Below are 26,476 nucleotides of genomic sequence, written 5' to 3'. Positions count from 1 at the left end.
AAGGCGGCGTCCGCGTGCTCCGTCGCCTCGGTGAACTACACTGGAATTGGGTGTTGGCAACCCCGCCCTCGGTGAACTACACTGGAATTGGGTGTTGGCAACCCCGCCTGCGCTGCACGGTGAAGGAGGAAAATAATGTCGAACACGCAACGCATCACGCGGCACGAGGATGGACTCGACCGGGTCGAGCTCAACCCGATCTTCTCCAGGCCGGGAGAGGCTACGATGCTGCCGAAGTTTCTCTTCCCCGAGGAGGAATCGCTGCAGGAAACCGCTTATCAGATCGTCCGCGACGAGATGATGCTCGACGGGAATGCCCGACTCAATCTCGCGACTTTCGTCGGCACCTGGATGGACGATCACGCGTCTCGGCTTTATCTCGAAGCCGCCGATAAGAACATGATCGACAAGGACGAGTATCCGCAGACGGCAGCCATCGAGACGCGGTGTTGGCGTATGCTCGCCGATCTCTGGCACGCTCCGGACCCCGCCAATAGCATCGGGACATCCACGATCGGCTCGTCCGAAGCATGCATGCTAGGTGGCCTCGCCCTCAAGCGCCGCTGGCAGCATGCGCGCCGCAGTGCTGGAGAACCCACCGAGAAGCCGAACATCGTGCTCTCCAGCGCGGTGCAAGTGTGCTGGGAGAAATTCTGCAACTACTTCGAGGTCGAACCAAGGTATGTTCCCATCTCCGAGGAACATAAGGTTCTCGACGGTCACGGCCTCGAGAAGTATGTCGACGAGAACACTATCGGCGTTGTGGCGATCCTGGGCGTCACCTACACAGGGATGTACGAGCCCGTCGCGGCCATCGCCGCGGCGCTCGATCGCATCCAGGAGGCCACCGGAATCGACGTGCCCATCCACGTTGACGGCGCGTCTGGTGCCATGATCGCTCCCTTCTTGCAGCCGGATCTGGAATGGGACTTCCGCATCGAGCGCGTCGCCTCGATCAATACATCGGGACACAAGTACGGCCTCGTCTACCCGGGGCTCGGTTGGGTCGTTTGGCGGGACATCACCGCGCTCCCCGACGACCTGATCTTCCGCGTCAGCTATCTCGGCGGCAACATGCCGACATTCGCTCTGAACTTCTCCCGCCCCGGCGCGCAGGTCCTCCTGCAGTACTACCTATTCTTGCGACTGGGACGCACAGGTTTCCACGCCGTGCAGCAGTCGACCCAAGACGTTGCGCTGTACCTCTCGAGCGAGATCGCGAAGATTCCGGCCTTCGAGCTCTGGAACGACGGCTCGGAGATCCCCGTATTCGCGTGGCGCCTACGAGATGGTTACACACAGAACTGGAATCTGTACCACCTGTCGGAACGGCTCCGCATGAAGGGTTGGCTCGTGCCCGCGTACCCGATGCCGGCCGACCTCGTGGACATCACCGTCCAGCGCATCGTCGTCCGCAACGGGTTCAGCCACGACCTCGCCTTCTCGTTCCTCGCAGACCTCCGGGAAGCAGTCGCCTACCTCGATGCCCTCGAAGGCCCGATGCCCGCAGAAGGCCAACACTCCGGATTCCACCACTGACCCAGAGCACAAGGAAGGAACGAGCTGATGTCTCACCACGAGTCCGCAGGACCGGACGAGCGCGCGGACGGCACTCAGGCCCCTACGGCGGAGCACGTCAAACCTCATCCGTACGGCCGATCGGGTAACCGCCGCCCAAGAAACCACACAGGGCCGGCGATTGGTGCCCCCGCGGCAGGAGCGACGGCCTACATGTCGGTCATGCAGCTGTCAATGCTCACGGTGGTAGTGGTGGCGTCGCTGCGATCCCTGCCCGCAATAGCCACCTATGGCCTGGGCTCCATCACGCTCTTCGTCATCCCCGCGATTCTGTTCCTCGTGCCGACCGCGCTCGTGGCAGCGGAGCTGGCAACGGGGTGGAAAGGCGGCATCTTCACCTGGGTGCGTGAGGCCTTCGGCGAACGCGCAGGGTTCGCCGCGATCTGGCTCCAGTGGATTCAGAATGTCGTGTGGTATCCCGCGCAGATCGCCTTCATCGCGGCAAGCTTGTCGTTCGTCGTCGGAAAGCCCGATCTCGTACAGAGCGGGATCTACACCGCCATCGTCATCCTCGTCTCCTCTACTGGGGATCGACTCTCATCACTCTCGCCGGCGGCAACCTCTTCGCCAAAGTCGGCAGCTGGAGCGGGATCTTCGGCACGATCCTCCCCGCGGTTCTCCTGATCGCGCTCGGAGCGCTCTGGCTGGGCACGGGAGAACATTCCGAGACCTCACTACAGCCTTCAGCGGTCATACCGCCCTGGACCGGGATCGCCGCGATCGTCCTCGTGGTCTCGAACGTTCTCGCCTATGCAGGCATGGAAGTCAATGCGGTGCACGCGAACGATCTGAAGAACCCGGGACGCGGCTTTCCCCGATCGATAGCCGTCGCCACGATCCTCATCCTGGGTGTGTTCATCCTCCCCACAATCGCGATGGCCGTGGCCGTGCCGCAAACCGACCTCGGGGTGACCAACGGCATCTTCCTGGCCTTCCAGACCTTCTTCGACCACTGGGGCATCTCGTGGGGCACACCGGTGATCTCGCTGCTCGTCGCACTCGGTGCTTTCGCCTCGGTGGTGACGTGGATTGCCGGGCCCTCACGCGGCCTGCTCGCCGCCGCGCGGACGGGACTGCTTCCGCCGTTGCTCCAGCGCCGGAACAAGGCAGGGGTGCAGGTGGGCATCCTCGCGGTGCAAGGAGTGATCGTGACGTTGCTCGCACTGCTCTTCGTCCTCGTCCCCAATGGCAACACAGCATTCATCGCCCTGGTGGACATGGCAGCAGCGCTCTACCTCATCATGTACATGCTGATGTTCGCCGCCGCGATCCGGCTGCGCCGGACGCAACCAAGGGTTGTTCGTAGCTACCGGACGCCTGTGATGCCCCTGGTGGCAGGCTTGGGTTTCATCTCCTGCGCCGCAGCCTTCATTTTCGCCTTCATCCGCCCTACCGGGTTCTCTGGGCTCTCCGATGCCACCTACCCCCTGGTCGTCGCCGTCGTCGTGCTGCTACTGGGCGGCCCTCCGCTGGTCTTTTACGCCGTGCGGCGCCCAACCTGGGACCGACGGAGCACGGCGGAGAAATCGAGCTCCGACATCGTTCTGGTGAATCCGATAATGGGTGCTGAGGCGGACTCGGGCACGCCCGACAGCGGTAGCGAGCCCACTGGTAGGAAGCCGCAGGAACGTCACGAGGACTGAGCGCCTCCAGGCGCCGCATAATGACATAGCCCGTTGCGGACGACGGACTAGGTGTCGCGGGAGACTGGCTCGAGAGAGTCCACAACTTCGGGCGAGTCCTCCGTATCCCGGGACGCCGCATGGCGATGTCCATCCGCATACTCCCTGAGGAAAGGCGACGCGCGCGATCTCAGCATCTTCGATGTCGCGACGACACTCGCGATCGGACCGCTCATGGCTGCCATACTGATCAACCTGTCGCAATACGCGGCGAACCTGATCATCGCGCGACCGTGCGAAGGCGAGACCACATGCACCCCGAGCGCAGACGTCACCATGCCACTCTCCCTGCATTCGACTGCACGGCGTCCCTTGACAGCGACAGGCCCGCCGGATCGCAAGCATCTTCTGAGCCTGGCGGCTGCCTCCGGAGCGACTGCGCTGCCAGTCGCATCGGACGGCAATGCCCGGCGACGCGCTACGGAAGATGCCTGCGCCAGCTCAGAGCGACGATCCTGAAACTGATGAGCGCAAGAACCGCGCCGATGACGAACATGACCGTGCACGAGAGCCACGCACCCACCAGCGCAAGAACGGCGGGGATGAAGAACCCGATGTAAGTCAGCGAGTAGTACACCGACCGCGACGGCCGCCAGCACCATCCCCATGACGGTGACTGCGAGCGCCAAGCCGACATCGCGGGTCGAACCGGGGTCATCGAAGCGGCCCGCAATCCGCATACTATGCGGGTGCCTGGCAGAGAGTTAAGTGGCCACTTGCCGTCGACGATGTCAAGCAAGCTGTCGATGCGACAGCCGTCCCAGCCACGGCTTCGGCGAGAGAGCGCGTAGCGCTGATCGAGTGTTCTCCGGCTACACCCGCCCGATAGCCGAGAAGCCTACGTACCTTGAGTGGAGATAGACGATACTCGTGTGCTAGCATCAGCGCAGAGTTCAGGCTCTCTCACTTATTCGACGGAGAAGACACATGTACGGAGCGCACGGCGAGAACCGCCAGCGGCGCAATGGGCGCATCGGGGGATCATGCGCCTGCCGTACGACGGTGCTGTGGCAAACGGGCTCTTCCCGGTTCGTGGTGATGGGGAGCGTCGCGTCGCTCACGTAGAACGGCTCGTGGCCCTGCTGTGATGGGTGTTGTCAAGACATCCACATCCCAGAGGACCACGAGCCTGTGCACGAGAATACTGGTTCGCAGCGCGATGCTGCGAGCACGATCTTCAACCTGCCCAACTACCGCGTCATCGACGCCACCGACCTGCCCGACGGGGACCGGCGGGTGGTGATCACCTCGACCGTCACGCCGGGCTGTCCGGTCTGCGGGGTGCTCGCGACGAAGGTTCACTCGCGCCGGTCACAACGGGTCCGGGACGTTCCCGTCGCCGGCGCGACGGTCGTGATGTGGGCCAAGCGGCGCTGGTTCTGCCTCGAGCCGGGCTGTGACAGGGGCACGTTCTGGGAGGCCACCGTGCAGATCCCTCGATACGCCCGCTCGACGACCCGGCTACGGGACCAGGTCGTCTCCGCTGTGATCACCTCCGGCCGGGCAGCCTCGGAAGTCGCCCCGGCCCATGGCGTCTCGTGGTGGCTGGTCCAGGCCGCCCTGGCAGCTGCTGCTGTGGTCCTGACTGATGTCGAGGCGACGCGCGTGAGGCGGCTGGGCATCGATGAGCACCGCTACCGGTCGGTGCGCTGGTTCCGCACCGATCAGGGCTCCTGGAGGCGGTTCGAGCCGTGGATGACGACGCTGGTCGACCTGGACACCGGGCAGGTCCTCGGCATCGTCGACGGCCGCGACAGCGCCGCCGTCGGAGACTGGCTCAGCCAACGCTCTGAGCGGTGGCGGGAGCGGATCGAGATCGTCGCGATCGACCCCTCGGCCGCGTTCCGCAAGGCACTACGGACCTGGCTGCCGCGGGCTGCGGTCTCGGTCGACAAGTTCCACCTGGTCAAGCTCGGAAACGACATGGTCACCACCGTCCGTCAACGCCTGGCCCGCACCCATCGTGGTCGTCGGGGTCGCAAGGACGATCCGGCCTGGGCGTACCGGATGCTACTGCTGCGCGGCGGCGACACCCTCACCCCGCGAGCCTGGGAGCGACTGGAGACAGTCTTCCGCACCGATGACCCCACCGACGAGCTCTCCGCCGCCTGGGGCATCAAAGAGCAGCTCCGACGCCTCCTGGCCACCGACACCCTCGCTCAGGCCTGGCAGGAGCGAATGCGGATGGGCTACTTCGCCCAGATCGCGAACATGCCCGAGACGACGAAGCTCTACGACACCGTCGTGACCTGGTGGGACGCGATCGAGGTCCTCATCGTCACCGGCGCGACCACCGCGAAGGTCGAGGCCGCGAACACCGGCATCAAGAACATCAAACGCACCGGCCGCGGATTCCGCAACCCGGAGAACTACCGGATGCGTATCCTGCTGACCAGCGCCGCGAGAACCGTAGCGTGAACACCCGCCACAGCAGGGTCATTCACCACGAACCGCGACGAGCCTCTTTGCCCTCGCCGACGGCCTGGTCACCTATGCGGGGATGGTCGATGGGTATTCGGGGCAGATCACTATCGAGCACACCATCGGCGGCGAAAAGGTCGCGACGAAGTACATCCACATGTGGGCACACGGCATCCACGTCACCACTGGCGACAGGGTCACCGCCGGCCAACACATCGGCGACGTCGGCAGCAGCGGCCACTCGACCGGCTCGCACCTGCACTTCCAAGTCCACCCCGACGGCGCGAACGCCCCCGCCGTCGACGCAGACCCGTGGCTCGCAGAACGCGGTGTCGAGGGCATCGACGCCCCGGTCGGTGGAGGGCCAGGCTGCACCACCTGACCCGAGCTGAGGGAGGCCTGGCGGGGTGGGTGGCGCACCTGACCGGTGCCCACCCACCCCCGTTGTCGTGAGGAGAACCGTATGCCTGCCATCACCTTGGCCCTGCTACAAGCTGAGAACGTCTACCCCGATCTCTCCAGTGTCAGAGGCCGCTCCACCCTCATCGAGATCGTCAGCGCGCTGCTCACGATCGTGTTGATCGTCTCGGTGCTCATGCTCGTCGTCTCCGGGATCGTGTGGGCAGTGTCCTCCTCCGCCGGGAACCCGCAGACCGCCGCGAAAGGGAAAGTCGGCGTGTTCGTCGCCCTCGGAGCCGCCGCCCTCGCAGGTGCCGGAGTGGCATGGATGAACTTCCTCCTGAACCTCGGAGACACCCTCTGAGCCTGGTCGCACGTTCCGGCATCGCACCTGTCCCAGTGACCCCGCACGACCAAGTACGGGGCGATCGCTTGTGAAGGAGCCCATCCATGCTTGCCGTTCTCGACACTCTCACCACTCTCGCCGCGGTGTTGCCCGCGAATGTGGACATCACCCCGAACGACTCCGGGCTGCCCGGCATCGCCGCTCTGCGCACGGTCGTGGGCGCGGTGATGACGATCGGGCTGATCCTGTCCGTCCTCGCCCTCATCATCTCCGCCGTCATATGGGGATTCGGCTCCAACTCCTCTAACCCACATCTGGCGTCACGGGGGAAGGTCGGGGTGCTGATCTCCTGCGGGGCCGCGATCATCACCGGCGCATCGGTGACGCTGATCAACTTCTTCTGGAACGTCGGCCAGGCCGTCTCCTAACCACCACCATCTCGACCCGTAGAAGGGAGGGGTGTTGTGGCTGGTATCTGTGACGTCCCCATCATCAGCAACGTCTGCGACGCCGTCGGTGAAGGCGCAGCCACCCTCGTCGCTGCACCATTCGACTGGCTCGCCCAAGCGATCGGAGCGGCCGCGTCCTGGATCTTCCAAGGCGTCTGGGCACTGTTCGACTCCACCACCCTGGTCGACATCACCGGGGCCGGCTACATCGGCGTGTACAACGTGATCTTCGGGATTGCGATCTTCGTCATGCTGATCTTCTTCTGCCTGCAACTCATCACCGGCCTCATCAGACGCGACCCCACCGCCCTCTCCCGCGCCGCCCTCGGATTAGCGAAGTCGGTGCTCGGGTCGTTCCTGGTCATCACATTGACCGCGACACTGCTCGAGATCGTCGACCAACTCTCGATCGGGATCATCCAGGCGACCGGGACGACGTTGGAGGAGATGGGCGGGAAGATCGGGGTCCTCGTCGCAGGTCTCACCGCGATCAACCTCACCGCACCCGGAGCCGGCGCGATCATCACCATCTTCCTCAGCTTCCTCGCGATCTGCGCGGCAGCAATCGTCTGGTTCAGCCTCCTGATCCGGAAGGCGCTGATCCTGGTCGCCGTCGTGATGGCACCGATCGCGCTATCGGGAGCGTCGTGGGATGCGACGAAGGGGTGGTTCGGGAAGTGGGCGTCGTTTGTGCTTGCGCTGATCTTCTCCAAACTCGTGATCGTCGTGGTGTTCCTGGTGGCGATCAATCAGGTCAACGCGCCGATCGATATGGACCTCAGTTCGATTGCGGATCCGATCGCGGGGATTGTGCTGATGTTCATCGCCGCGTTCGCGCCCTACATGGTCTACAAGTTCATCTCCTTCGTCGGCTTCGACATGTACCACGTCATGAGTGCGGAGCAAGAGTCGAAGCAGGCCATGAACCGGCCCATGCCCCTCCCCGGCAAGCCCGACGGTGGCGGGCCACAGAAGATCCTCGACGGCGGGGGAGACAGCAAGAACGATGGTGGTGGAGGGAATCCGCCGCCCCCGCCAGGGGGTGGGCCCAAACCCTCGCCGGGCGGCGGAGGTGGTGCCGGAGCGGCGGGGAGCAGCGCAGGTGGTGGCGCTGCCGGAGGCGGTGCAGGAGCGGGAGCCGGGGCGGGTGCTGCAGCGGCAGGTCCGGTCGGGATCGCCGCAGTCGCCGGGGCGAAGATCGCCAAGGGCGCAGCGGAGGCCGGCCCGAAGCTCGGCGACGCGATCGGCCGCACCGCCGACAGCCACGCCGGAGCCGCCAGCGAGGGGCAGGCCACGCCACCACCTGACCGGTCAGTGCCGCCCGCGCACCCCACCACGCCGGCGCCGAGCGCGCCTGCATCGAAGCCGCAGACCCCGCCCGCGAACAACAGCGGTGGTGGGCAGGCTCCGCCGCCGCCGAAGCCCACACCAAAGACCTGACCGGAGAGATCCACCACCGTAAGGAGGCTACGTTCCGTCATCCGGGCGGTGGCCCGTGAACAGCACACCCTGGTGGTCAGCAACGTCTTCGTTTCGATGCCCACGATGAGGCGTGGCTGATCGCGACGATCAACGGCACCCGCATGCCTTGCGCCCCGATACACACCAGCGAGCTCGACGCGGCGATCGACGAGCTCGCAGGCCAGCTGGGCGGGCGCACGCACGTCGAGATCCACCACCTCGACGGCAGAGTCGAACGCCGTCTGACCGCGCCCCAAGCACAGCAGGGAAGTTCTAGTGTCAGCGGGCCTCCGGTGTTCGCCGCCACCGATGCGGACCCAGAGAGTGGCGGCGTGCGGCTCCTGCGCATCGGTGGCGGCATCTGCGCGATCATGGGCGTCCTCCTATTGGGTCTCGCGCTTGCTCGCCTGCTAAGTGCTGTGAACGCACCGTAGAAGCGGACTGGCCGGACAGGCGACATACCTGCCGGATGTGAGATCACGTCAGAAACGCTCCCGCCCTTCCAGCACGTCTACCGGCAGGCACACCGCGGCCCGGGCAGAGGCGATCCCTCCGGTACTGCCGCTGATCGTCGCCGAGGCCCACGAGGACACCCTCGTGGTGACTACCAACGGCGATAAGGCCACCGCGACCACGATCGCCCGCGCTGATTTCTGGACGCATATCGCCGAGCAGGTCAGCGCTCTCGGGGTCGCCACGCGCGTCGAAATGCACGAACCCGGCGGTCGCGTCCTGGCCGACATTCTCGACCCGCCACCACCCGAGCCAGACACCCCAGGCGATGACGACACCGACGGCACCGATGACGGTGCGGAGGAGTCGGGGCTGGTCGAGCTCACCGGTGAGGACTTCACCCCCGGGGAGGAGATCCTCGTCGCCCTCGTCATCCGGCACGCCTCCGCCGATGCCGGTGGCCGGACCCGCGTCCTCATCGACCGAGGCGAGCTCGACATCGACGAGCTGCCCGAGCCTGTCGAGGTGGTACTGGCCGGGCGCCTCTCGCGCACCGTGACGATCCGGCCACTCACCTGAGTGCTGCCCGGCCTCTTCTTCTGGCCGGCTGGCACGAAGGAGACCCGCTCGTGAACAACCGCCCACCCAATGACCAACTCGTTAGCCTCGCCCTCGGCGCTCTGGCCGGATTCGCCACTCTCGCCCTCCTCCTACGCGGTATCGGCTCCGCGACCGCGTTCGTCACCGGCCGGCCGCAACCGACCGGCGGGCCCGCGACCGGCATCGGCGTCTTCGCCTCCCCGTTAGACCCCGGGGCGGCGATGGGCGCAACAGGTCTGAACCCGTTCGTGTTCTGGGCGCTCGTGCTCCTCACCCTCGCCGGTCTCGCGCTGCTGGCCGGGCTGGTCTGGCGGATCGTGCGCCGGTCGAGGCAGAGCAATCAGATCCATCGCCTGGACGGGACGGCGACGGCAGAGGAAGTCGCGCGCGTGGCCTCCCGGAGAGCCCTCATCCAGAAGGCATCGACGCTGCGTCCGTCGTTGACGGGGCGGGTCGATCCCAGCGACGTCGGATATCTGCTGGGCACGACGCGCGGCGGGCAGGTGTGGGCCACGATCGAGGACTCCATGCTGCTGCTCGGCCCGCCGCGCAGCGGGAAGGGACTGAACATCGTGATCAACATGATCCTCGATGCCGCCGGCCCGGTGGTCACGACCTCGACCCGGCCGGACAACCTGACCGTGACGATGAAAGCACGGGAGCGTAAGGGGCCGGTGGCGATCTTCGACCCGCAGCAGCTGGCTCCCGGCCTGCCGGCGGGAATGCGGTGGAGCCCGGTCCGCGGCTGCGCAGACCCGCTGACGGCGATGATCCGGGCCAAGGGCCTGGCGACGGCAGCGAACTTCGGCGGCGTCTCCGATGGGGGCTTCTGGGAGGGCAAGACCACCGCAGCGATCCAGGCCATGCTCCATGCCGCAGCCCTCGACGGGCAAGGCGCACGCACCGTCTACCAGTGGGCGTTCAACCCCACCACTGCTGCCGACGCTGTCCGTATCCTCTCGACCCATCCGGATGCTGCCGATGGGTGGGCCGATTCCCTCGATGCGATGGTCCAGGCCGACCCCCGCACGAGGGACTCGATCTGGCAAGGCGTGTCCCTGGCCTTCGCCGCCTTGGCCGATCCGCGCGTGCTCGATGCCGTGTCACCGGGACCTGACGAAGAGTTCGACCCGGAGGAGTTCCTCACCGCCAACGGAACCCTGTATCTGCTGGCTACTGGCAGCGGATCGGGTGCGGCCGCAGCCCTCGTGGCCGCGTTTATCGAAGACCTCGTCGAGACCGCCCGTAAGCTCGCGGCCCGCTCCGCCGGGGCCCGGATGGACCCGGCCCTGCTGTTGGCATTGGACGAGATTGGGAACTTGGCGCCGCTTCCGGCGCTGCCGGTGCTCATGGCCGAAGGCGGGGGTACCGGGATCACGTGTTTGCCGGTGCTGCAGTCTCTGGCGCAGGCGCGGGAGAAGTGGGGCGAGAACAATGCGAACGCGCTCTGGGATGCCTCGATCGTGAAGATCCTCCTCGGCGGGGCGAGCAACTCCAAGGACCTCCAAGACGTCTCCACCCTCGTCGGAGAACGAGACGAGACCACCGACTCGGTGAGCACCGATGCCTACGGGTCGCATTCGAACCAGCGCTCCATCCGACGGGTACCGATCCTGCCCCCGGACACGCTACGGACGATGCCGTTTGGAACCGGGGTGGTCATGCTGCGCACCGCCCGGCCGATCATCACGAAACTGCGCGCTTGGCCCACCCGTGGTGACGCAGCCCAGCTGCGCACCGATCGCGCCCGGATCGAGGAGCTGTTGCGCGCGGGCACCCAGCCGGGCACCGAGAAGCCCTCGGCTGCATGACTGCCCTGTGACCTGATGGTCGCCGTCGCGGTGTGCCGGGAGAGGCCCATACCTGGTGGACAGCCCCGGTGAGACCGCTGGGGTTCGAAGCGAGAGGAAGCATCATGCCCGTTCCCACCGGCCCCGGCATCTCGGGGTTCATCAAGTCCCGGCCGCAGCTGTCGATGACCGTCAACAACGATGCGAGGTTCTCCGCGTGGGTCGGGATCCCGCAGACCCAGGTCGATGAGAACGGGGTCCTGCAGGAACTCGAGCCACTCGAGACCCGGATGGTCATGTTCGGTGCCTCCGCGCAGCGGGCGCACGAGAAGTTCCGCAGAGGGGATGACATCGTCGCCTTCGGCGCCAACAAGGAATACACCTCCACCCGAGATGGGCAGCAGGTCACGGAGGAGTATTTCCTCGCCTCGCACATCGGCCACGACAACAACGTCACAACCTACACCGTCCACCGCGGCCCCGAGCGGTACCCGGCCGAGCGCGACGGGATGCAGCGCGAGGCCGCCCGGCAGGACGCAGTCGCCCGCGAGAAAGCCCAGCAGCAGCCCGTTGGCCAGCAGGCACCGGCGCAGCAGCAGCCGACCCAGACGGCGCCTGCCCAGCCCGCGCAGCAGGCTCCCCAGCAGCCCGCACAGCAGCAGGCAGCACCGCAACAGGCGGCACCCCAGCAACCGGTCGCCGCGCAGCCGCCCGCTGCACCGCCACAGGCCGCTCCCGTGCAGCAGCAGGCGGCGCCCCCGACACCGAATGCGGGCCCGCCGGACGGGCAGCAGCCCCAGGCGGGGCAGGCCCCGGCGGGCGATCCGGTCGCCGAGGTGCTCGCGCAGCGACAGACCGAGGTCGCCGCTGAGCCCGCCCCGGCCAGGACGGAGCCGCCTGGGCACGAGGCGATGTCTCGGTAAGACCCCCTCAGACCGCGCGCCGGTCAGCACCCCACGCCGCCCTCACCGCTGACCGCCGCGCACCCCTTTCTTCTTCGTGACCCTGCAACCCGGGAGGCATCATGCCGACACCGACGAACCCCGACGAAACCGCTGACATCTCCGATCTGCCCCCGGAAGTGCTCAAGCAGGTCAAGCAGATGGTCTCGCGCGAGTACGCCAAAGACCTCCGCGCGCAGCTCGGCAGCGTCCCGCGGACCATCGACTGGACCCGCCTGAGTCCCGAGGACCTCGAGCACGAGCTCCTCGAGCTCAACCAGTTCGTAGACTGGTTGCGCCACACGTATGGGCTGCCGCCGCAGATCATTCCGCCGATGTGGCATCGACACTGGGAGATGATCTGGGAACTCTCCGCGCTCAGGCAGCAGTGGCTGACCTGCTACGACCAGCAGGCCAAGGGAAACATGGGTGTCGTCTTCCACGCCGAGTTCGCCGCCGCCCGCGAACGCCTCCGCGACTGGGTCACCATCCCCGGCAGCCGGCTCGACCGTGATCGGGCCACCCGCATCACTCCCTGGCCCGGCGGAGAGGCCGAGGGGTTCACCCCGACCGACAGCACCGAGTACCCGGTAGAGAACCGGAACGAGGACTTCGTCTCCTTCGTCGAAGAACAGGTCCTGGAACGCCAGCGTGCCCAGGACGCCGAGGTCCAGGAGATCCTGAACTCCGAGTGGAGCGAGCGGCCGTGACCGAGCCGAGCGGGCAGATCCTCGTCTCCCCGTTGATGGACAGCCGGGAGGTCGCCGCCTACCTGAAAGTCTCCGAGTCGACGCTGTCGCGCTGGCGCGTGGATGAGAAGGGGCCACCGTTCATGCAGATGGGCGGGATCGCCCGCTACCGGTACGAGGCCGTCGAGGCATGGCTGGCTTCCCTGGAACAGACGCATGAGCGCACCTGAGAGTCTGCCGACGTTCCCGCCGATCGGGGTGAAGGTCTCCACTGACGTCGAACAACGTGCCTCCGGGGTCCGTGCCAGGGCCAGGTGGACCGACCCGGCGACGAAGAAGCGCATCACCCGGGCCTTGGTCGTTCCCGACGAGGAAGCGGCCGATGCCTTCTTCGACCAGCTGCAACGCTCGGCGAAGGTCGGGGTGGAGCTGACGATCACGTTGAGCGATTACATCGAGCAGATCGGCGACAGCTGGAAGCGCGGCCTCGACCCGACCTCGACTGCCACCGGCTACTGGGCAGGACTCCGGCTGCGAGTGATTCCGGCGATGGGGCATGTGCCGGTGGCAGGGATCAGTACCGGCATGATCGACCGGACCATCGATGATTGGGAGCTGAAGCTCTCGCCCTCGCTGATCAAGTCCTCGGTCGCCGCACTCGTGCGCGTCCTCGACGAGGCGGTGAGGGATGAGCTAATCGAGAAGAACCCAGCACGCAACCGTTCCCGTCGCTCTTATGGGAAGAGCTCGGTCTTCGACTTCAGCAGCCCCGCCGATACCTCCCCGCGCGCGCACGCCATCAAGGACCTCGAGACGCTGACCAAACTCGCCGAGGCCTGCGGTGGGGCCGGCCAGCCCTACTCCGACTACGTCATGCTGTGTGCGCTCCTTTCGGCGCGCAGTTCCGAGGTCGCGGGTCTCTGGGTCGAGGATGTCAACTGGGACGCGAACATCGTCACCATCCGCAAACAGACATTCCCCTCCTCGAGCGGACTCGTGACAAAGCAGACCAAGGGCAGGGAGGAGCGGCCCGTGCCAATCCTGCGACCGCTCGTGCCCGTCCTCGAACGATTGACGGCCGGGAAGGAACCGACCGACCGGGTGCTCATCGGCGTGCGCGGCGGAGTGATCACGACCGAAAACGTCAGCCGCGCTACGAAGTGGGACGAGCTCGTCAACGAGATGGGGCTGCCGCAGCTGTCCCGGCATGGTCTGCGGCATACAGGAGCGACCTGGATGGCCGATGCCGGCATCCCGCTTCACGTGCTCCAGAAGATCCTCGGCCACAAATCGATCGACACGACCAAGGGCTACCTGCACCCTGATCTGGGGCATATCGCGAAGGCGGGGGAGCTGGCCAACCGGTTCCTCGACGCCCAGGCAGAGGCGCCCGAGCGGCCCTCGGGCAAGAGGCGCGGGAAGCCGAAGCCTGGTCCCGACGAGCGTGGCCTCTGAGGCCGAAAATGGGCTTCTGGTCCCGGTTTGGTCCCGGGTGATCAACTCAGGCTCATCCGGGCCTCGACCGGAGGCAACGCCCGCGGGAGGAGCGGGAGGCTCCAGCGGCGGTCTCAACCAACCCCGGACACGACGAAGCCCAGGCCAGAAACGTGTTCTGACCTGGGCTATTACGTCGGGCTAGCGGGATTCGAACCCACGACCTCCTGACCCCCAGTCAGGCGCGCTACCAAGCTGCGCCATAGCCCGTTACCGTACTCCCTCATGGGCAACGAGAACTAGCTTATACCGATCGGGGGTCAACTGCCAAAACCGCGTTCCGTGACCTTCGAAAAACAGGTATCATCCCAGGTGGATACCGAAGAAGCGGGACATGCAGTGGCCTGTCAGGGTGACTCGGTAACATTTCCGTTTCGTGATTGTTATGAACGTGGCTCAGGCGGCTATGCTTGGTACACCGACAAACTAGAGGAGTCGACATGGCAGATCTGGATTATCCAGTATCTTTGCGGTACTCGCGCGACCATGAGTGGGTCGCGACCACGGATGACAATGCAGTAGTCCGTGTGGGTATCACTGATTTCGCCCAGGAACAGCTGGGTGACGTCGTCTATGTCGACCTGCCTGAAGCCGGGGATTCGGTCACCGCAGGGGAGTCCTGTGGCGAAGTCGAGAGCACGAAGAGCGTCTCTGACCTGATCGCACCTGTGTCGGGGACCGTCACCGAGGTCAACGACTCACTCGACGACTCACCAGAGACCGTGAACTCGTCGCCTTTCGAAGACGGGTGGATGTATCTCGTCGAACTCAGTGACCCCGCACAGCTCGAATCGCTGATGGACAGCGAGGCGTACAAAGAGCTCATTCAGAGCGAGGAGGCGTAATGTCGCAGAATCACGATCAGAATCGTCCGACCCCCTCGCAGCCCTGGTATGACAACGGGCAGGCCCCGCAGTCGAAGAAGTTCCCCTTCGGAGCCGGCAACGGCGGTGACGAGTCGGCGACTCGGATGAACCCTCAGGTCGACCAGAACGGCCAGGGGAACACCCCGCCCGTCACGCAGCAGCTGGCTGACGGAGCCCCGCAGGCGCCGCAGTACGGCAACGGACAGCACTACGGGGGCACCCCGCAGGCCGTGCAGAACTATGGTGCGTCGCAGCCGGCCGACCAGCCCTACGCCGGAAACGGTCAGGGCGGCCAGAGCCAGCAGCAGTATCAGCCTCAGCAGAGTCAGTATCCACCGCAGAACTTCGGCCAGCCGCAATCCGGCCAGCCCCAGGGCAACCAAGGTCAGCAGCAGTACGGAAACCAGCCGCAGCAGGGTGGCCAGCCGCAGTACGGGTCGAACGGCGCCGGCCAGGACGATCAGTTCGATCCCAACCAGCAGCAGGGCAGCCAGCCCGGCCCCGGCCAGTACGGTCAGCCCCAGTCCGGTCAGCCACAGGGTGCGCCGGCGAGCGGCGGTCAGGATCCGATGAATGATTCGGGCAGCCAGCAGTTCCAGGGAATCCTGGACCCGCACACCGGTGAGATCCACCCGGTGCCCGACCTCGAAGGTCTGCAGGACGCCGATGCTCTGCTCGTCGTCGTCTCCGGGCCGGACTCCGGTTCGCAGATCCTGCTCGACACCGACGTGGTCACGGTGGGCCGCAGCCCGAACGCCGACATCTTCCTCGATGACGTCACCGTCTCGCGCAAGCATGCCGAGTTCATCCGTACGCCCAGCGGTTTCACGCTGCGCGACACGGGCTCGCTCAACGGCACCTATGTGGGGCGTCAGCTCATCGACTCCATCGACCTGCAGAACGGAGCCGATGTGCAGATCGGCAAGTTCCGAATGATCTTCCAGCAGCGTCCGCGCTCCTGACCGGGGGATGATGTCAAAAGTCGAAGCCGAGGTTGTCGGCGTCCGCATCGAAATGCCAGCCAACCAACCGATTCTGCTGCTCAAGGCCAGCGAACCTGCCTACTACCTGCCGATCTGGGTCGGTGCGATCGAGGCCAATGCGCTGTCGATCGCGCAGCGGGGGCTGACCCCGCCGCGCCCCATGTCGCATGCTCTGCTGCTCGACGTCCTCGAGAAGTACGACGCCGAGCTGCAGGATGTGAAGATCACCGGCAAGGACGGTCAGATCTTCCTGGCCGAGCTGCACACGAACGACGGGAAGTCGATCTCCGCGCGCCCCTCGGACGCGGTGACTCTGGCGCTGACAGCGCACTGCCCCGTCTTCGTCGAAACACAACTGCTTGAAGAGTCCGGAATCGAAGCCCCCGAGGCCGATGAAGAGGAAGTCGCACAGTTCAGAGACTTCCTCGACAACGTCTCGGCCGAGGATTTCGAGACCGGTACCGAAAACCCATGAAAGTGAAACAGTGAGTCTCCACACCGATCCGGTCCTGTCCAACAGAGAAATCGCCGCTGCCGGCCACGACAATCTCCGCGGTCTCGACGACTGGCGAGAGATGGATCCGAAGCAGCAGCCGACGTATCTCGACAGTGCCGCACTCGACGAGGTGCTCACCGACCTGCGCAGCTCTCCTCCGCTGGTCTTCGCCGGTGAGGCCGATGTGCTCAAGCAGCGTATCGCCGCCGCCTCACGCGGTGAGGCCTTCGTGCTGGCCGGAGGAGACTGCGCCGAATCCTTCGACGGCGCCCAGGCGGACAAGATCCGGGCCCGAGTCCAGACGGTTCTGCAGATGGCGGCCGTGCTCACCTACGGCGGTTCGATGCCCGTGGTGAAGATCGGCCGGATGGCCGGTCAGTTCGCGAAGCCGCGTTCGGCCGATACGGAGACCCGCGAGGGGGTCACCCTGCCGTCGTTCCGCGGCGATATCGTCAACGGCTACGAGTTCACCGAGGAATCCCGCCGTCACGATCCGGAGCGTCTGCTCAAGGCGTACCACATCTCCGCCTCCACGCTGAATCTCATCCGTGCGTTCACCCAGGGCGGCTTCGCCGATCTGCGGTTCGTCCACGATTGGAACCGCGGTTTCCTCGCCTCGAATCCCGGCTACCAGCGCTACGAGCAGACCGCTGCCGAGATCGATCGTGCCATCCGCTTCATGGATGCCTGCGGAGCCGACTTCGACGCGCTCAAGACCACCGAGTTCTACGCCGCCCACGAGGCGCTGCTGCTCGAATACGAACGGGCACTGACCCGCATCGACTCGCGCACCGGTGAAGCCTACGACGTCTCCGGCCACTTCCTGTGGATCGGTGAGCGCACCCGCGAGATCGACGGTGCCCACGTCGACTTCCTGTCGAAGGTGCGCAACCCCATCGGCGTCAAGCTCGGGCCGACGGCCACGGCAGACGACGCTCTGGCGCTGGCGGAGAAGCTCGATCCGGACGCCGAGCCGGGTCGCCTGACCTTCGTCACCCGCATGGGTGCCGGCCAGATCGGTGAGTCGCTTCCGGCTCTGCTGTCGGGAATCGGCGACCGCCTGCCGCACGTGACCTGGGTCTGCGACCCGATGCACGGCAATACGATCACTTCGAACACCGGGTACAAGACCCGTCGCTTCGAAGACGTCATGGCCGAGGTCGAGGGATTCTTCACCGCCCATGCCGATGCGGGCACGATCCCCGGTGGTCTGCACATCGAACTCACCGGTGATGACGTCACCGAGATCATGGGCGGAGCCACGGAGATCGACGACGAAGGTCTGCGTCGCCGCTATGAGACCCTCGTCGACCCGCGTCTCAACCACGATCAGTCGCTGGAGATGGCCTTCCAGGTCGCCGAATACCTGACTCGCCGGAAGTAACGGCCACAGCTGACACAATGCCGGGGGCTGCGCAGAGATTCTGCGCAGCCCCCGGCATCTCTGTGGCCACGCGTTCGGCCGACGGGAATCGTCGTCCGACTGATCGTCGTGCCTGACCGACGAGTCCGATGTGGCTCAGTCGTCCTTCTTCTCGTCCTCGGACTTCGTGTCCGCCGAATCGTCCTTCTTGTCATCCTTCGAATCGGAGTCGTCCGTCTTCTCCTTGCCCTTGGAAACGCGGACGATGATGAGCGAATTCGCCGGCTTCGCCTCGGTGCTCTTCGGGTACTGAGAGACGACCTTGCCCTTGGGCACGTCGTCGGAGAACACCTCGTCCTTGCCGACGCGGAATCCGCGCTTGGCCAAGGTCGCATAGGCGGCGTCGAAGGTCAGCCCCTCGACGTTGGGAACCGGGATCGGAGCGACGCCCTTGGACACGACCAGGTCGATCTTCTCGCCCTTCGACAGCTTCGTCCCGGCTTTCTGCGACGCCGAGATGACGGTGTCCTCGGCGACCGTGTCGCTGTACTCCTCCTCGACCTTGCCGACGGCGAGGTTGACCTTCTGCAGCGCGTCCTCCGCTTCGTCGCGGCTCATGCCTGGGAGCTTCGGCACAGCGAACTTCTCCTCACCTTTGGACACGACGACCGTGACGGATGAGTCGGGGGCGAGCTCTGCACCGCTGACGGGTTCGGTGCCGATGACCGTACCGGCGGGCACCTTGTCGTCGAAGACCTCCTTGGGCTCGGCCCTGAGGTCGTTGTCCTCCAACCGCGAGGTGACCTCGTCCACGGGTTTGCCGGCGAGTTCGCCGGGGACGATGGAGGTCGGTGCCGGCAGGTTCGCGATGACGAACCAGGCGACCAGAGCGAGAACCGCGACGACGGCGACGAGTCCCGTGAGCACGCGACGTCGGCGACGTCGGACAGGGGACTGACTCGCCGAGGCGGCCGCGGAGCCGGCGACGACCGCAGCCGGGCCACGCCGATCGGATTCCGAATCCTCCGATTCCTGCTCGGCCTCGGAGTCGTCTCGATCACCGGAATCGTCCGAGTCGGCAGGCTCGTCGGCAACGGCGGAGTCCGCAGCATCGGAGTCGGGGGAGTCGGCGGTGGCGCCGACTCCGGCTGCTGCCGCTGCGGCACCGCCACCGACGGCTCCGGCCGCAGTCGTGGCAGGCGCTGCGGCGGCATCGTCCGGGTCGTCGTCTCCTTCGTCGGGATCGGTGTCACCGGTGTCCGCCTCGGCGTCGTCCTCTTCTTCGCCTTCGAGATACGGGATCTCGTCGGTGCGGGAGCGCCTCTCCTTCGGCACTTCCTCGCCGAGATCGATGCTCGCGGTGAGCATGGGAGAATGCTCACCGGCCGAGACCTGCGGATCTCCGAGGTCGAGTTCGGCCTCGGTCATCTCCGCACGTGCTTCGGCCAACGCCAGTCGGAACTCGGCGGCATCGGCAGGGCGGTCCTCGGGATCTTTCGACGTCGCCCACAGCACGAGCGCGTCCAGGCGCGGGCTCAGGCGGGCAACGACCTCCGACGGCGGCGGAACCGTGTCGTGGACGTGCCGGTAGGCGACCTGGATCGGCACATCGTCGGTGTAGGGCTGAGCGCCGGTGAGCATCTCGTAGAACATGATGCCGACCGTGTACAGGTCGGTGCGGGCATCGGCTCCGGCCCGGGTGACGAGCTCAGGTGCAACATAGCCGACGGTGCCGATGAGGGTCTTCGTCGTCGTCGCCGTGGTCACGGCGCGCGCCAGACCGAAGTCGGCGAGCTTGACCTGTCCATCGGTGCCCAGCAGCACATTGTCGGGTTTGAGGTCACGGTGGATGATGCCCGTCGAGTGCACAGCCTCGAGTGCGGCGAGGATCGCGTCGAGAACGACGATCGCCTGTCTGGGGGTGAAGCTGCCGCGGTGCTTGAGCTCACGGCGCAGCGTCACCGACGGCAGGTACTCCATGACGAGGTAGACGATATCGCCGTCACGGGCCTGATCATGGATGGCCACGAGGTTCGGGTGGGTGAGACGACCGGCGTTGATGGCCTCCCGGCGGAAGCGTTCGACGAAGGTCTCATCGGAGATGAGGTGTTCGTGCATGACCTTGATCGCGATCTCACGGTCGAGACGCAGGTCGGTGCCGCGGTAGACCATGGCCATGCCGCCGCGGGCGATCTTGGCATCGATGCGGTATCGGTCGTTGAGCACCGTGCCGATGAGGGGATCTCGGCGGGCTGTCACAGGGCCTCCTGCAGACGTGCACGCTGCAGCTGGACACCGCGGACGAAGGCCTTCGTCTCCGGCAGCAGTCCGTCGGCGCGAACCGAGCGCAGGTCCTGGTAGTAGCCGGCGATGGCTTCGTTCTCCGACTCGGCGGTTTCCATCAGCCAGCCGAGGATGACGGTGCCGGCGACGATATTGTCTTCGATGTCGAGCAGATCGAGTCCGCGGCCGACGATATCGGATGCCCAGCGACCGGAACGGGGAGTGATCTGCATGATGCCGATCGCATTGCCGGCCGAGACGGTCGTGTGCTGGAACCCGGATTCGGCAGCGGCGACGGCCTGCATGAGGGCAGGATCGGCACCGAGCTCGGCGGCCAGGGAGGCGACGAGCAGCTTCGCCTGCGCCGGTGCCGGATGGCGACGGTGCAGCAGGGTGTATTTGTTCAGCCGTGCCGCGTGGAGCACCGCGGGGCGGATGCCCTCGACCTGCGCGCCGGCGGCGACGCGTGGGATGTCACGCGGGGCTTCGGGCGCGGTGCGACGCGGGCGGGCCGTCGACGGGCGCAGCAGGAGGAGTTCACCGACCGTGATGAGCGAGTCATCGCCCATGGCGTTTGCCCGCCGCAGGGTCGCCGGAGAGATTCCGTGGCGCGCGGCGATTCCCTGCAGGGTCTCACCGGGGGCGACGATGTGCGAGGGATCATCATCGGGCAGATCGTTCTTCTCCGGCAGAGACAGAACCTGCCCTTGGTGAAGGTTCTGACGCGGCGAGATGCGGTTGAGTTCGGCCAGTGCGGGTACGGAGACGCCGTGTTTGCTGGCCACCGCGTAGAGGGTGTCGCCCTGCTTGACCTTGTAGGTGCGGCCGCCGTGGGTGACGGGCACGGTCGCACTCGCGGTCCCCGAGATCCACTGTGGGCCGGTGCTCGCAGCGGCTGCGTCCTCGTCAGCGGAGTCGTGGTCGGATTCGGTGGTGGGGGCCACCTCGGTGGGGGATTCGTTTTCGGGGTCGACCCGTTCGGCTCCTGGGATCGGACCGGTCGAATTCACCTTCGATGCGGCGCGGATGTCAGGAGCGGCGGTGACGGGCCTGTGCCGTCGCGGTCGTGTCATCTGTCACCTGTTGACTTCATGTCGAATGGGGGAAGCTGCGATTCCCAGCCTAACGAGTGGGCGGGCTCGACCCGAGCATTCGGCACCGCATGGCGGGGTGTTTCTGCCGAATATTGCTACGCTTGGGGGCGTGAATACCGAAGAACTCGTTCAGGACTGGGCCCCGCTGCCCGACATCGCAGAACTCACCGGGCTCGGCATCTCCCAGGTACGGAGGCTGCTCGAAGACGGCGCCATCTGCGGAATCAAGATCGGCGATCCGAAGGTTCTGCGGGTCCCGTTGGCCTTCTTCGTCGACGGTGAGGTCGTCAAACCGCTCAAGGGCACTCTGCATACCCTCTACGACGCCGGATTCGACTACGAGGAAGCCATCGTGTGGCTCTTCACCCACGACGATTCCCTGCCGGGCCGGCCCATCGACCTGCTTCGCGCCGGCAACAAGAAGGAAGTCCGCCGCCGCGCTCAGGCGCTGGCGTTCTGATCTGCGCCGCCCGCTCGAGGTGAGCAGGCCCGTTCGTCGGGTTCAGCTGGAGCGGTAGCTCAGCGCCCTCGCGAATGCCTTGAGCCGCTCCTGTGCGGCCGGACCGATGCGCACTGGCGCCGAGGCGGCCGCCCCGGTCGCTGAATCGGTCGCCGCGCCGTCTCCTGCCCACGTATCGACGATCGTCGCCGCGTGGGCATGTTTGTCCGCGATGAAGGATTCGACGGCGGCGAGACCGCCCGAGTCCGTGATCATGCCGACGCATTCGGCCACCTCGGCGTCGGTGAGATCCGGATCGCCCAACCGTGCGGCGAGGACCTCGAGCCGGTCCGCTGGGATCCGAGAGGCCGTCTCGGCGATGAGCACGGTCCGCTTGCCCTCGCGGATGTCGTCGCCGGCGGGTTTGCCCGTGGCCTCGGGGTCACCGGCGATGCCGAGGACATCGTCGCGCAGCTGGAACGCCTGACCGAGGGGAAGACCGAAAGCGGAGATCTCCGCCAGCTGCCGATCGTCCGCTCCCGCCAGGGCCGCGCCGAGCAGGAGCGGCTGCTCGACCGAATACTTCGCGGACTTGAAGCTGAGCACCTCCCACGCGCGATCGGCGATCCGGGCGTCGCCGAGGGGGATGACCTCGGCGAGCACATCGAGGTACTGGCCGACCATGACGTCGCGGCGCACGATTCCGCGCAGTTCGCGTGCCGAGGCGCTGTCGCCCAGGCACTCCTGCGAGCGTTCGAAGAGCTCCTCGCTCAGGGCCAGGCAGATATCGCCGATGACGATGGAGGCGGAGACCCCGAAGGAGGCGCCGTCGCCGTGGAAGCCGGAGCGCTGATGGCGGGCTTCGAACTGACGGTGCAGGGCGGGCCGGCCGCGCCGGGTATCCGAATTGTCGATGACGTCATCATGGATGAGCGCGGCGGCATGGAGCAGCTCGAGCGACCCTGCCGCCTGGGCCAGGCCCGCGATGACGTCGGCGGAGGGGCCGGTGTCCGCGCCGGCGCGGACGTCTCCGCCGGCGAGCTGGAAGCCCCACCACAGCAGGACGGGACGGATCCTCTTGCCGCCGCGGGTGAACTCGATGAGAGCGTCGCCGATCGCAGCCGCATCGGGTGAGATCGCCTCGAACTCTGCGGCCTTCTCAGCGAGGAAGGCCTCGAGCTGGGCGGACACCTCGGCGGCGATGGATTCCGGAGAGTCGAGAGACTCGACGAGGGCGGGAGGGGCACCCGTCGCCGCGGACGACGAGGGCGCGGCCGTCGACGAGGGCGCAGCGGACGGAGCGGACTCGGGGGAGTCTCCGGGCGTCACAGAACGATGTGAGGTCATCAACCGATGTTTCCGCCGACGGTGACGATCGAATTCGCCTTGTCCTCGGAATCCTCGGCGACCGTGACGACGAGGACGCTGTCATTGTCCTTGTGTTTGAAGTTGACCACACGGGCGCTCTTCGTCTTCACCTCATCCCCGAGGCGTTCGAAGTCGGCCTTGCCGAGCTCCTTCTCGTAGAACGCGAAGACGTCCTTGGCATCGGCCTCGGCGCGGAGGGTGAGGCTGACCTGTTCGGGCAGCTTCTTGTCCTTGTCGTTGTGGGCCTTGACGATCGACGCGGAGAGCACCTCGGAATCCGGGTACGGCTTGATGTACTCGGGCAGATCCTTGACATCGTTCGATGTATCAGGATCCGAACCCGTGGCCTCGGTCGACGCTTCGGCCGAAGCGGTCTCGGACTCGGACTTTGCCGAGGCTGTGGTCTCGGCCGAGGCTGCGGAGGTCGAGGTCTCCGGGGAGGCCGAAGCGGTTGATTCGGCCGTGTCTCCATCGGTTCCCGAACAGCCCGCAAGAGCGAGAGCGGCGACGATGGGCAGTGTCATGACAGAGGTGCGCGATACCATGCTTCAAGAGTACCTGGACTGTTCGGCGGAGCCGAAAGGAACGAACGCGAGGGGCAGGCGATGAGTCGGAAGCAGCTGGCACGATCCGGAGGTGATCTGAGCCGATTGGGCACGGACGACGCCGGTGCCACCATGCTCCACCTCGACATGGACTCGTTCTTCGTCTCCGTCGAGCTGCTCAGCCGTCCGCACCTCGTCGGCCGTCCCGTCATCGTCGGCGGGCGCAGCGGCCGCGGAGTCGTCGTCTCGGCCAGCTATGAAGCGCGCGAGTTCGGGGTGCACGCGGCGATGCCGATGTCGCGGGCCATGAATCTGTGTCCCATCGCCGAGGTGATCCCACCCTCCCACGGCCTGTATTCCTCCTACTCCCGTCAGGTCTTCGATCTCGTCGCCGAGGTCACTCCCGATGTTCGTCAGGTCAGTGTCGACGAAGCCTATATCGACGTCTCCGGAGCTGTGCGACGACTCGGCTCTCCGGTCGAGATCACCACCCAGCTGCGTGCCCGGATCCGGGAGCGGACGGGGCTGAGCGCCTCGGTCGGCATCGCCGTCAGCCGGGTCGTGGCCAAGCTCGCCTCGACCAGGGCGAAGCCGAACGGTCAGCTGCTCGTGCCCGTGGCTGCGACCCGGGAATTCCTCGACCCGATGCCGATCGAAGCTCTGCCGGGAGTGGGGGAGAAGACCCAGGCAGGCTTCTCCCGCTACGGAATCCGTCTCATCGGCGACCTCGCCGCCGTGGACGAGGACTGGGCCGCACGCGTCTTCGGTGCCCACGGCCATCAGCTGTGGCGGGCCGCCCACGGACAGGACTCCTCCGGTTTCGACCAGCAGGCCAGAGAACACTCGATCAGTGCGGAGAACACCTTCGGCGAGGACATCTGGGACATCGCTGTGCTCGAACACGAACTGCTGCGTCTGGCCGACAAGGTCGCCTATCGGGTCCGTGCGGAGGGGAAGGTGGCCACGAGCCTCGGACTGAAGTACCGCCTCGGCGATTTCACCACCCTGTCGAGATCGGTGACCCTGACGGCTCCGACGGATCTGGCCAGGGAGATGTACGAGGCCCTTCGCCCCGCTCTGCGCACGCTGCGCGAGCAGCGCTCTCAGGGCGTCAGACTGCTCGGGGTCAGGGCTGCCGGACTCAGCGATTTCGCCGTCACGGGACGACAGGCCACCTTGGACGAACCAGTTCATTCCGGACGCGACGCCGAGGTCGCCCTCGACGAGGTGAGACGCCGGTTCGGCAGCGAAGCGATCTCCCAGGCTTCGCTTCTGCGCAAGCCTCCCGAGGCCTGAGAGCGGGTGAGCGGGAGCACAGTCTGAAGACCCCGTGGGAATCCGGCTCCTGACAGCCTGCGGAGATGTTTTTTCGGGCCTCAGAGACTATGATTGAGTGAAAGACTTGAGAAGCGAAACGGGGGTTCGAGATGCCACTCTCCGATCACGAACAGCAGCTGTTGGATCAACTGGAGAAGCAGCTGCGCAGTGAAGACCCTCGTTTTGCGCGGAATATCTCGGAAACCCAGGCCGCTGCCACGGGTCCCGGGTTCTCCGCCAAGCGCTTCGTCCTCGGCATCATCGTCGCGCTCGCCGGGCTGGCCGCGACGATCCTCGCGATCTCGCTCGTCTCCAGCTCCGTCTGGTGGATCGCCCTCGGCGTCGTCGGGTTCGGCCTCATGGTCGCCGGGATGTACTGGGCGTTCAGCCGTCCCGGTCATGTGCGCACGACTCAGACGGACTCTCGGAATTCCGGAGGCAAGAGCGGCGCCAAGGGCAACTCCGGGTTCATGAGCCGGATGGAAGACCGGTGGGAGAAGCGCCAGCGCGGCGAATGATCCCGGTCTCGGCGATCAAGGCACTCTCGATATGAGGGTGCCTTTTTCCATGCCGGTCCGCGTGCTCGTGAGTGCCGGTTCAGTCCTCGCCGTCTGTGCCGGTGTCTTCGTCTTCGCCGAGGCGGCCCACTGGCGATCGAGTCACCGCCGACTGGGAGACTGTGACGTCGCCGATCCCCGCAGGCGCCGCAGCAGTCGGTGCGCGAGTCGTCACACAGCGACCATGCGGACGGCGGGCAGCGACCAGATCATCGTGGTCCTCGGATATGCCAACCGCGGGCAGCGGCCGAACGGAATCAATCGATTCCGGGTCCGCGCGGGTCTGCGGTCGAACGGAATCAATCGATTCCGGGTCCGCGCGGGTCTGCGGTCGATCGATCCGAGGGCGCGGTCGAGCCTCCTCATCTTCTGCGGAGGAGTCGTCGCGGGCAGAACGTCGGAGGCGCTCATCGTGGAGAGCTTCGCCCGTGAGGAACTCGGCTTCACCGTTCGAACGGTGCGGGAGGGGCAGAGCACAACGACGTGGGAGAACATCGCCAACGCGATCCCCATCATCGATCGCGAACTCACCCCGGCCACGACGATCAGCATCGTCTCGAACTCCCATCATGCCGAGAAGGCGCGCGACCACCTGTGGCAGATGCGCCCGGACCTGGCACGACGACTGGTCCGCGGGGGAGACTACCGATTCGGAGAACATCCGCTGGTGAAGCCCATCGCCGCCGTGCGCGGACTGCTCGCGTTGCGTGCACTCGATCGAGAGGACGCGAAACACGCGGCAGGGCACTGAGGTGCCACGCTCACGCACTGAGCTCCCAGGCTCTTGGAGCCTGCGACGAGCCGCCTCGCGGGGCGAGCCTGTCGTGGAGGATGCGGAAGCGAAGAGGCGGCCCCGCAGGAC

25 protein-coding genes, 1 tRNA gene and 1 pseudogene are annotated in these 26,476 nt (G+C 66.1%); 22 read left to right on the top strand and 5 right to left on the bottom strand.

What is annotated here, in order from left to right; genetic code table 11:
- Nucleotides 1-135 precede the first annotated feature (135 nt).
- The 14 genes and pseudogenes from gad to CXR29_RS10415 all read left to right on the top strand — a co-directional run bounded on the left by gad (nt 136) and on the right by CXR29_RS10415 (nt 14,264).
- Nucleotides 136-1,539: a glutamate decarboxylase gene (gene gad / locus CXR29_RS10480; RefSeq protein WP_127364484.1), complete on the top strand. Its 1,404-nt coding sequence runs from the start codon at nt 136-138 to the stop codon at nt 1,537-1,539.
- A gap of 192 nt (nt 1,540-1,731) precedes the next feature.
- Entirely contained in the window at nt 1,732-2,202 is a 471-nt protein-coding gene (locus CXR29_RS17675; protein ID WP_241241409.1) for an amino acid permease, read from the top strand.
- The gene (locus CXR29_RS10475; protein WP_241241673.1) at nt 2,118-3,221 is read left to right on the top strand and encodes an APC family permease; all 1,104 of its coding nucleotides are present in this window, start codon (nt 2,118-2,120) and stop codon (nt 3,219-3,221) included. Before CXR29_RS17675 ends, CXR29_RS10475 begins: the two co-directional genes overlap by 85 nt.
- A gap of 1,170 nt (nt 3,222-4,391) precedes the next feature.
- Nucleotides 4,392-5,678: an ISL3 family transposase gene (locus CXR29_RS10470; protein ID WP_101593290.1), complete on the top strand. Its 1,287-nt coding sequence runs from the start codon at nt 4,392-4,394 to the stop codon at nt 5,676-5,678.
- Nucleotides 5,679-5,721: 43 nt separating this feature from the next.
- Nucleotides 5,722-6,063 (top strand): annotated as a pseudogene (locus CXR29_RS10465) (M23 family metallopeptidase); the annotation flags it as partial.
- A gap of 81 nt (nt 6,064-6,144) precedes the next feature.
- Nucleotides 6,145-6,444, top strand: a complete 300-nt coding sequence (locus tag CXR29_RS10460; protein WP_219618100.1) for a DUF6112 family protein — start codon at nt 6,145-6,147, stop codon at nt 6,442-6,444.
- 86 nt (nt 6,445-6,530) lie between these two features.
- A complete protein-coding gene (locus CXR29_RS10455) occupies nt 6,531-6,854 on the top strand; it encodes a DUF6112 family protein (RefSeq protein WP_127364483.1) in 324 nt (107 codons plus the stop codon).
- 36 nt (nt 6,855-6,890) lie between these two features.
- Complete coding sequence (locus tag CXR29_RS17300; RefSeq protein WP_164742805.1) at nt 6,891-8,315, top strand: type IV secretion system protein; 1,425 nt, start codon at nt 6,891-6,893, stop codon at nt 8,313-8,315.
- Nucleotides 8,316-8,807: 492 nt separating this feature from the next.
- A complete protein-coding gene (locus CXR29_RS10440) occupies nt 8,808-9,368 on the top strand; it encodes a hypothetical protein (protein WP_127364480.1) in 561 nt (186 codons plus the stop codon).
- Nucleotides 9,369-9,418: 50 nt separating this feature from the next.
- Nucleotides 9,419-11,200, top strand: a complete 1,782-nt coding sequence (locus tag CXR29_RS10435) for a type IV secretory system conjugative DNA transfer family protein (protein ID WP_127364479.1) — start codon at nt 9,419-9,421, stop codon at nt 11,198-11,200.
- A gap of 104 nt (nt 11,201-11,304) precedes the next feature.
- Nucleotides 11,305-12,102 carry a single-stranded DNA-binding protein gene (locus tag CXR29_RS17485; protein ID WP_180959300.1) on the top strand — a complete coding sequence of 266 codons (798 nt, stop codon included), beginning with the start codon at nt 11,305-11,307 and terminating at the stop codon, nt 12,100-12,102.
- A 101-nt stretch (nt 12,103-12,203) separates the two neighbouring features.
- Nucleotides 12,204-12,830, top strand: a complete 627-nt coding sequence (locus CXR29_RS10425) for a hypothetical protein (RefSeq protein ID WP_127364478.1) — start codon at nt 12,204-12,206, stop codon at nt 12,828-12,830.
- Nucleotides 12,827-13,039, top strand: coding sequence for a helix-turn-helix transcriptional regulator (locus CXR29_RS10420; protein WP_241241407.1), 213 nt, complete (start codon nt 12,827-12,829; stop codon nt 13,037-13,039). The genes CXR29_RS10425 and CXR29_RS10420 overlap by 4 nt, the downstream gene beginning before the upstream one ends.
- A complete protein-coding gene (locus CXR29_RS10415) occupies nt 13,026-14,264 on the top strand; it encodes a site-specific integrase (RefSeq protein ID WP_127364477.1) in 1,239 nt (412 codons plus the stop codon). Before CXR29_RS10420 ends, CXR29_RS10415 begins: the two co-directional genes overlap by 14 nt.
- A 175-nt stretch (nt 14,265-14,439) precedes the next feature.
- Here the strand turns inward: CXR29_RS10415 and CXR29_RS10410 are convergent.
- Nucleotides 14,440-14,513 (bottom strand) — tRNA-Pro (locus tag CXR29_RS10410).
- Between the two features lie 230 nt (nt 14,514-14,743).
- Here CXR29_RS10410 and gcvH point away from each other — a divergent pair.
- The 4 genes from gcvH to CXR29_RS10390 are packed head-to-tail and all read left to right on the top strand — an operon-like array spanning nt 14,744 to nt 18,032.
- Nucleotides 14,744-15,148: a glycine cleavage system protein GcvH gene (gene gcvH / locus CXR29_RS10405; RefSeq protein ID WP_092012993.1), complete on the top strand. Its 405-nt coding sequence runs from the start codon at nt 14,744-14,746 to the stop codon at nt 15,146-15,148.
- Nucleotides 15,148-16,131 (top strand): FHA domain-containing protein, encoded by a 984-nt coding sequence (locus CXR29_RS17935; protein WP_127364476.1) that lies wholly within the window; start codon nt 15,148-15,150, stop codon nt 16,129-16,131. Before gcvH ends, CXR29_RS17935 begins: the two co-directional genes overlap by 1 nt.
- A 7-nt stretch (nt 16,132-16,138) precedes the next feature.
- Nucleotides 16,139-16,627 (top strand): bifunctional nuclease family protein, encoded by a 489-nt coding sequence (locus tag CXR29_RS10395; protein ID WP_241241406.1) that lies wholly within the window; start codon nt 16,139-16,141, stop codon nt 16,625-16,627.
- 10 nt (nt 16,628-16,637) lie between these two features.
- Nucleotides 16,638-18,032, top strand: a complete 1,395-nt coding sequence (locus CXR29_RS10390; protein ID WP_025780067.1) for a class II 3-deoxy-7-phosphoheptulonate synthase — start codon at nt 16,638-16,640, stop codon at nt 18,030-18,032.
- 135 nt (nt 18,033-18,167) lie between these two features.
- Here CXR29_RS10390 and CXR29_RS10385 read toward each other — a convergent pair whose 3' ends face one another.
- Both CXR29_RS10385 and CXR29_RS10380 read right to left on the bottom strand, forming a co-directional pair.
- Nucleotides 18,168-20,270 carry a protein kinase domain-containing protein gene (locus CXR29_RS10385; RefSeq protein WP_127364475.1) on the bottom strand — a complete coding sequence of 701 codons (2,103 nt, stop codon included), beginning with the start codon at nt 20,268-20,270 and terminating at the stop codon, nt 18,168-18,170.
- Nucleotides 20,267-21,367, bottom strand: a complete 1,101-nt coding sequence (locus CXR29_RS10380) for a lytic transglycosylase (protein ID WP_101553345.1) — start codon at nt 21,365-21,367, stop codon at nt 20,267-20,269. Before CXR29_RS10380 ends, CXR29_RS10385 begins: the two co-directional genes overlap by 4 nt.
- A 130-nt stretch (nt 21,368-21,497) precedes the next feature.
- Between CXR29_RS10380 and CXR29_RS10375 the strand changes: the two genes are divergently transcribed.
- Complete coding sequence (locus tag CXR29_RS10375) at nt 21,498-21,848, top strand: Rv2175c family DNA-binding protein (RefSeq protein ID WP_025780061.1); 351 nt, start codon at nt 21,498-21,500, stop codon at nt 21,846-21,848.
- 42 nt (nt 21,849-21,890) lie between these two features.
- Here CXR29_RS10375 and CXR29_RS10370 read toward each other — a convergent pair whose 3' ends face one another.
- Together CXR29_RS10370 and CXR29_RS10365 are read right to left on the bottom strand one after the other, a co-directional pair.
- Nucleotides 21,891-23,174 (bottom strand): polyprenyl synthetase family protein, encoded by a 1,284-nt coding sequence (locus CXR29_RS10370; RefSeq protein WP_101593310.1) that lies wholly within the window; start codon nt 23,172-23,174, stop codon nt 21,891-21,893.
- Entirely contained in the window at nt 23,174-23,719 is a 546-nt protein-coding gene (locus CXR29_RS10365) for a hypothetical protein (RefSeq protein ID WP_127364474.1), read from the bottom strand. The genes CXR29_RS10370 and CXR29_RS10365 overlap by 1 nt, the downstream gene beginning before the upstream one ends.
- 81 nt (nt 23,720-23,800) lie before the next feature.
- Between CXR29_RS10365 and dinB the strand changes: the two genes are divergently transcribed.
- From dinB to CXR29_RS10350, 3 genes are all read left to right on the top strand, one after another.
- Nucleotides 23,801-25,036: a DNA polymerase IV gene (dinB, locus tag CXR29_RS10360; RefSeq protein WP_101553348.1), complete on the top strand. Its 1,236-nt coding sequence runs from the start codon at nt 23,801-23,803 to the stop codon at nt 25,034-25,036.
- Between the two features lie 131 nt (nt 25,037-25,167).
- Nucleotides 25,168-25,575, top strand: coding sequence for a DUF3040 domain-containing protein (locus CXR29_RS10355; RefSeq protein ID WP_101593314.1), 408 nt, complete (start codon nt 25,168-25,170; stop codon nt 25,573-25,575).
- A 31-nt stretch (nt 25,576-25,606) separates the two neighbouring features.
- Nucleotides 25,607-26,365, top strand: a complete 759-nt coding sequence (locus CXR29_RS10350; protein WP_241241405.1) for an ElyC/SanA/YdcF family protein — start codon at nt 25,607-25,609, stop codon at nt 26,363-26,365.
- Nucleotides 26,366-26,476: the final 111 nt, after the last annotated feature.

The organism is Brevibacterium linens (assembly GCF_003999335.1).
GTDB lineage: Bacteria > Actinomycetota > Actinomycetes > Actinomycetales > Brevibacteriaceae > Brevibacterium > Brevibacterium linens.
Note: the sequence above shows the minus strand (reverse complement) of the source record. Positions and strands in the feature narration are given on the sequence as shown.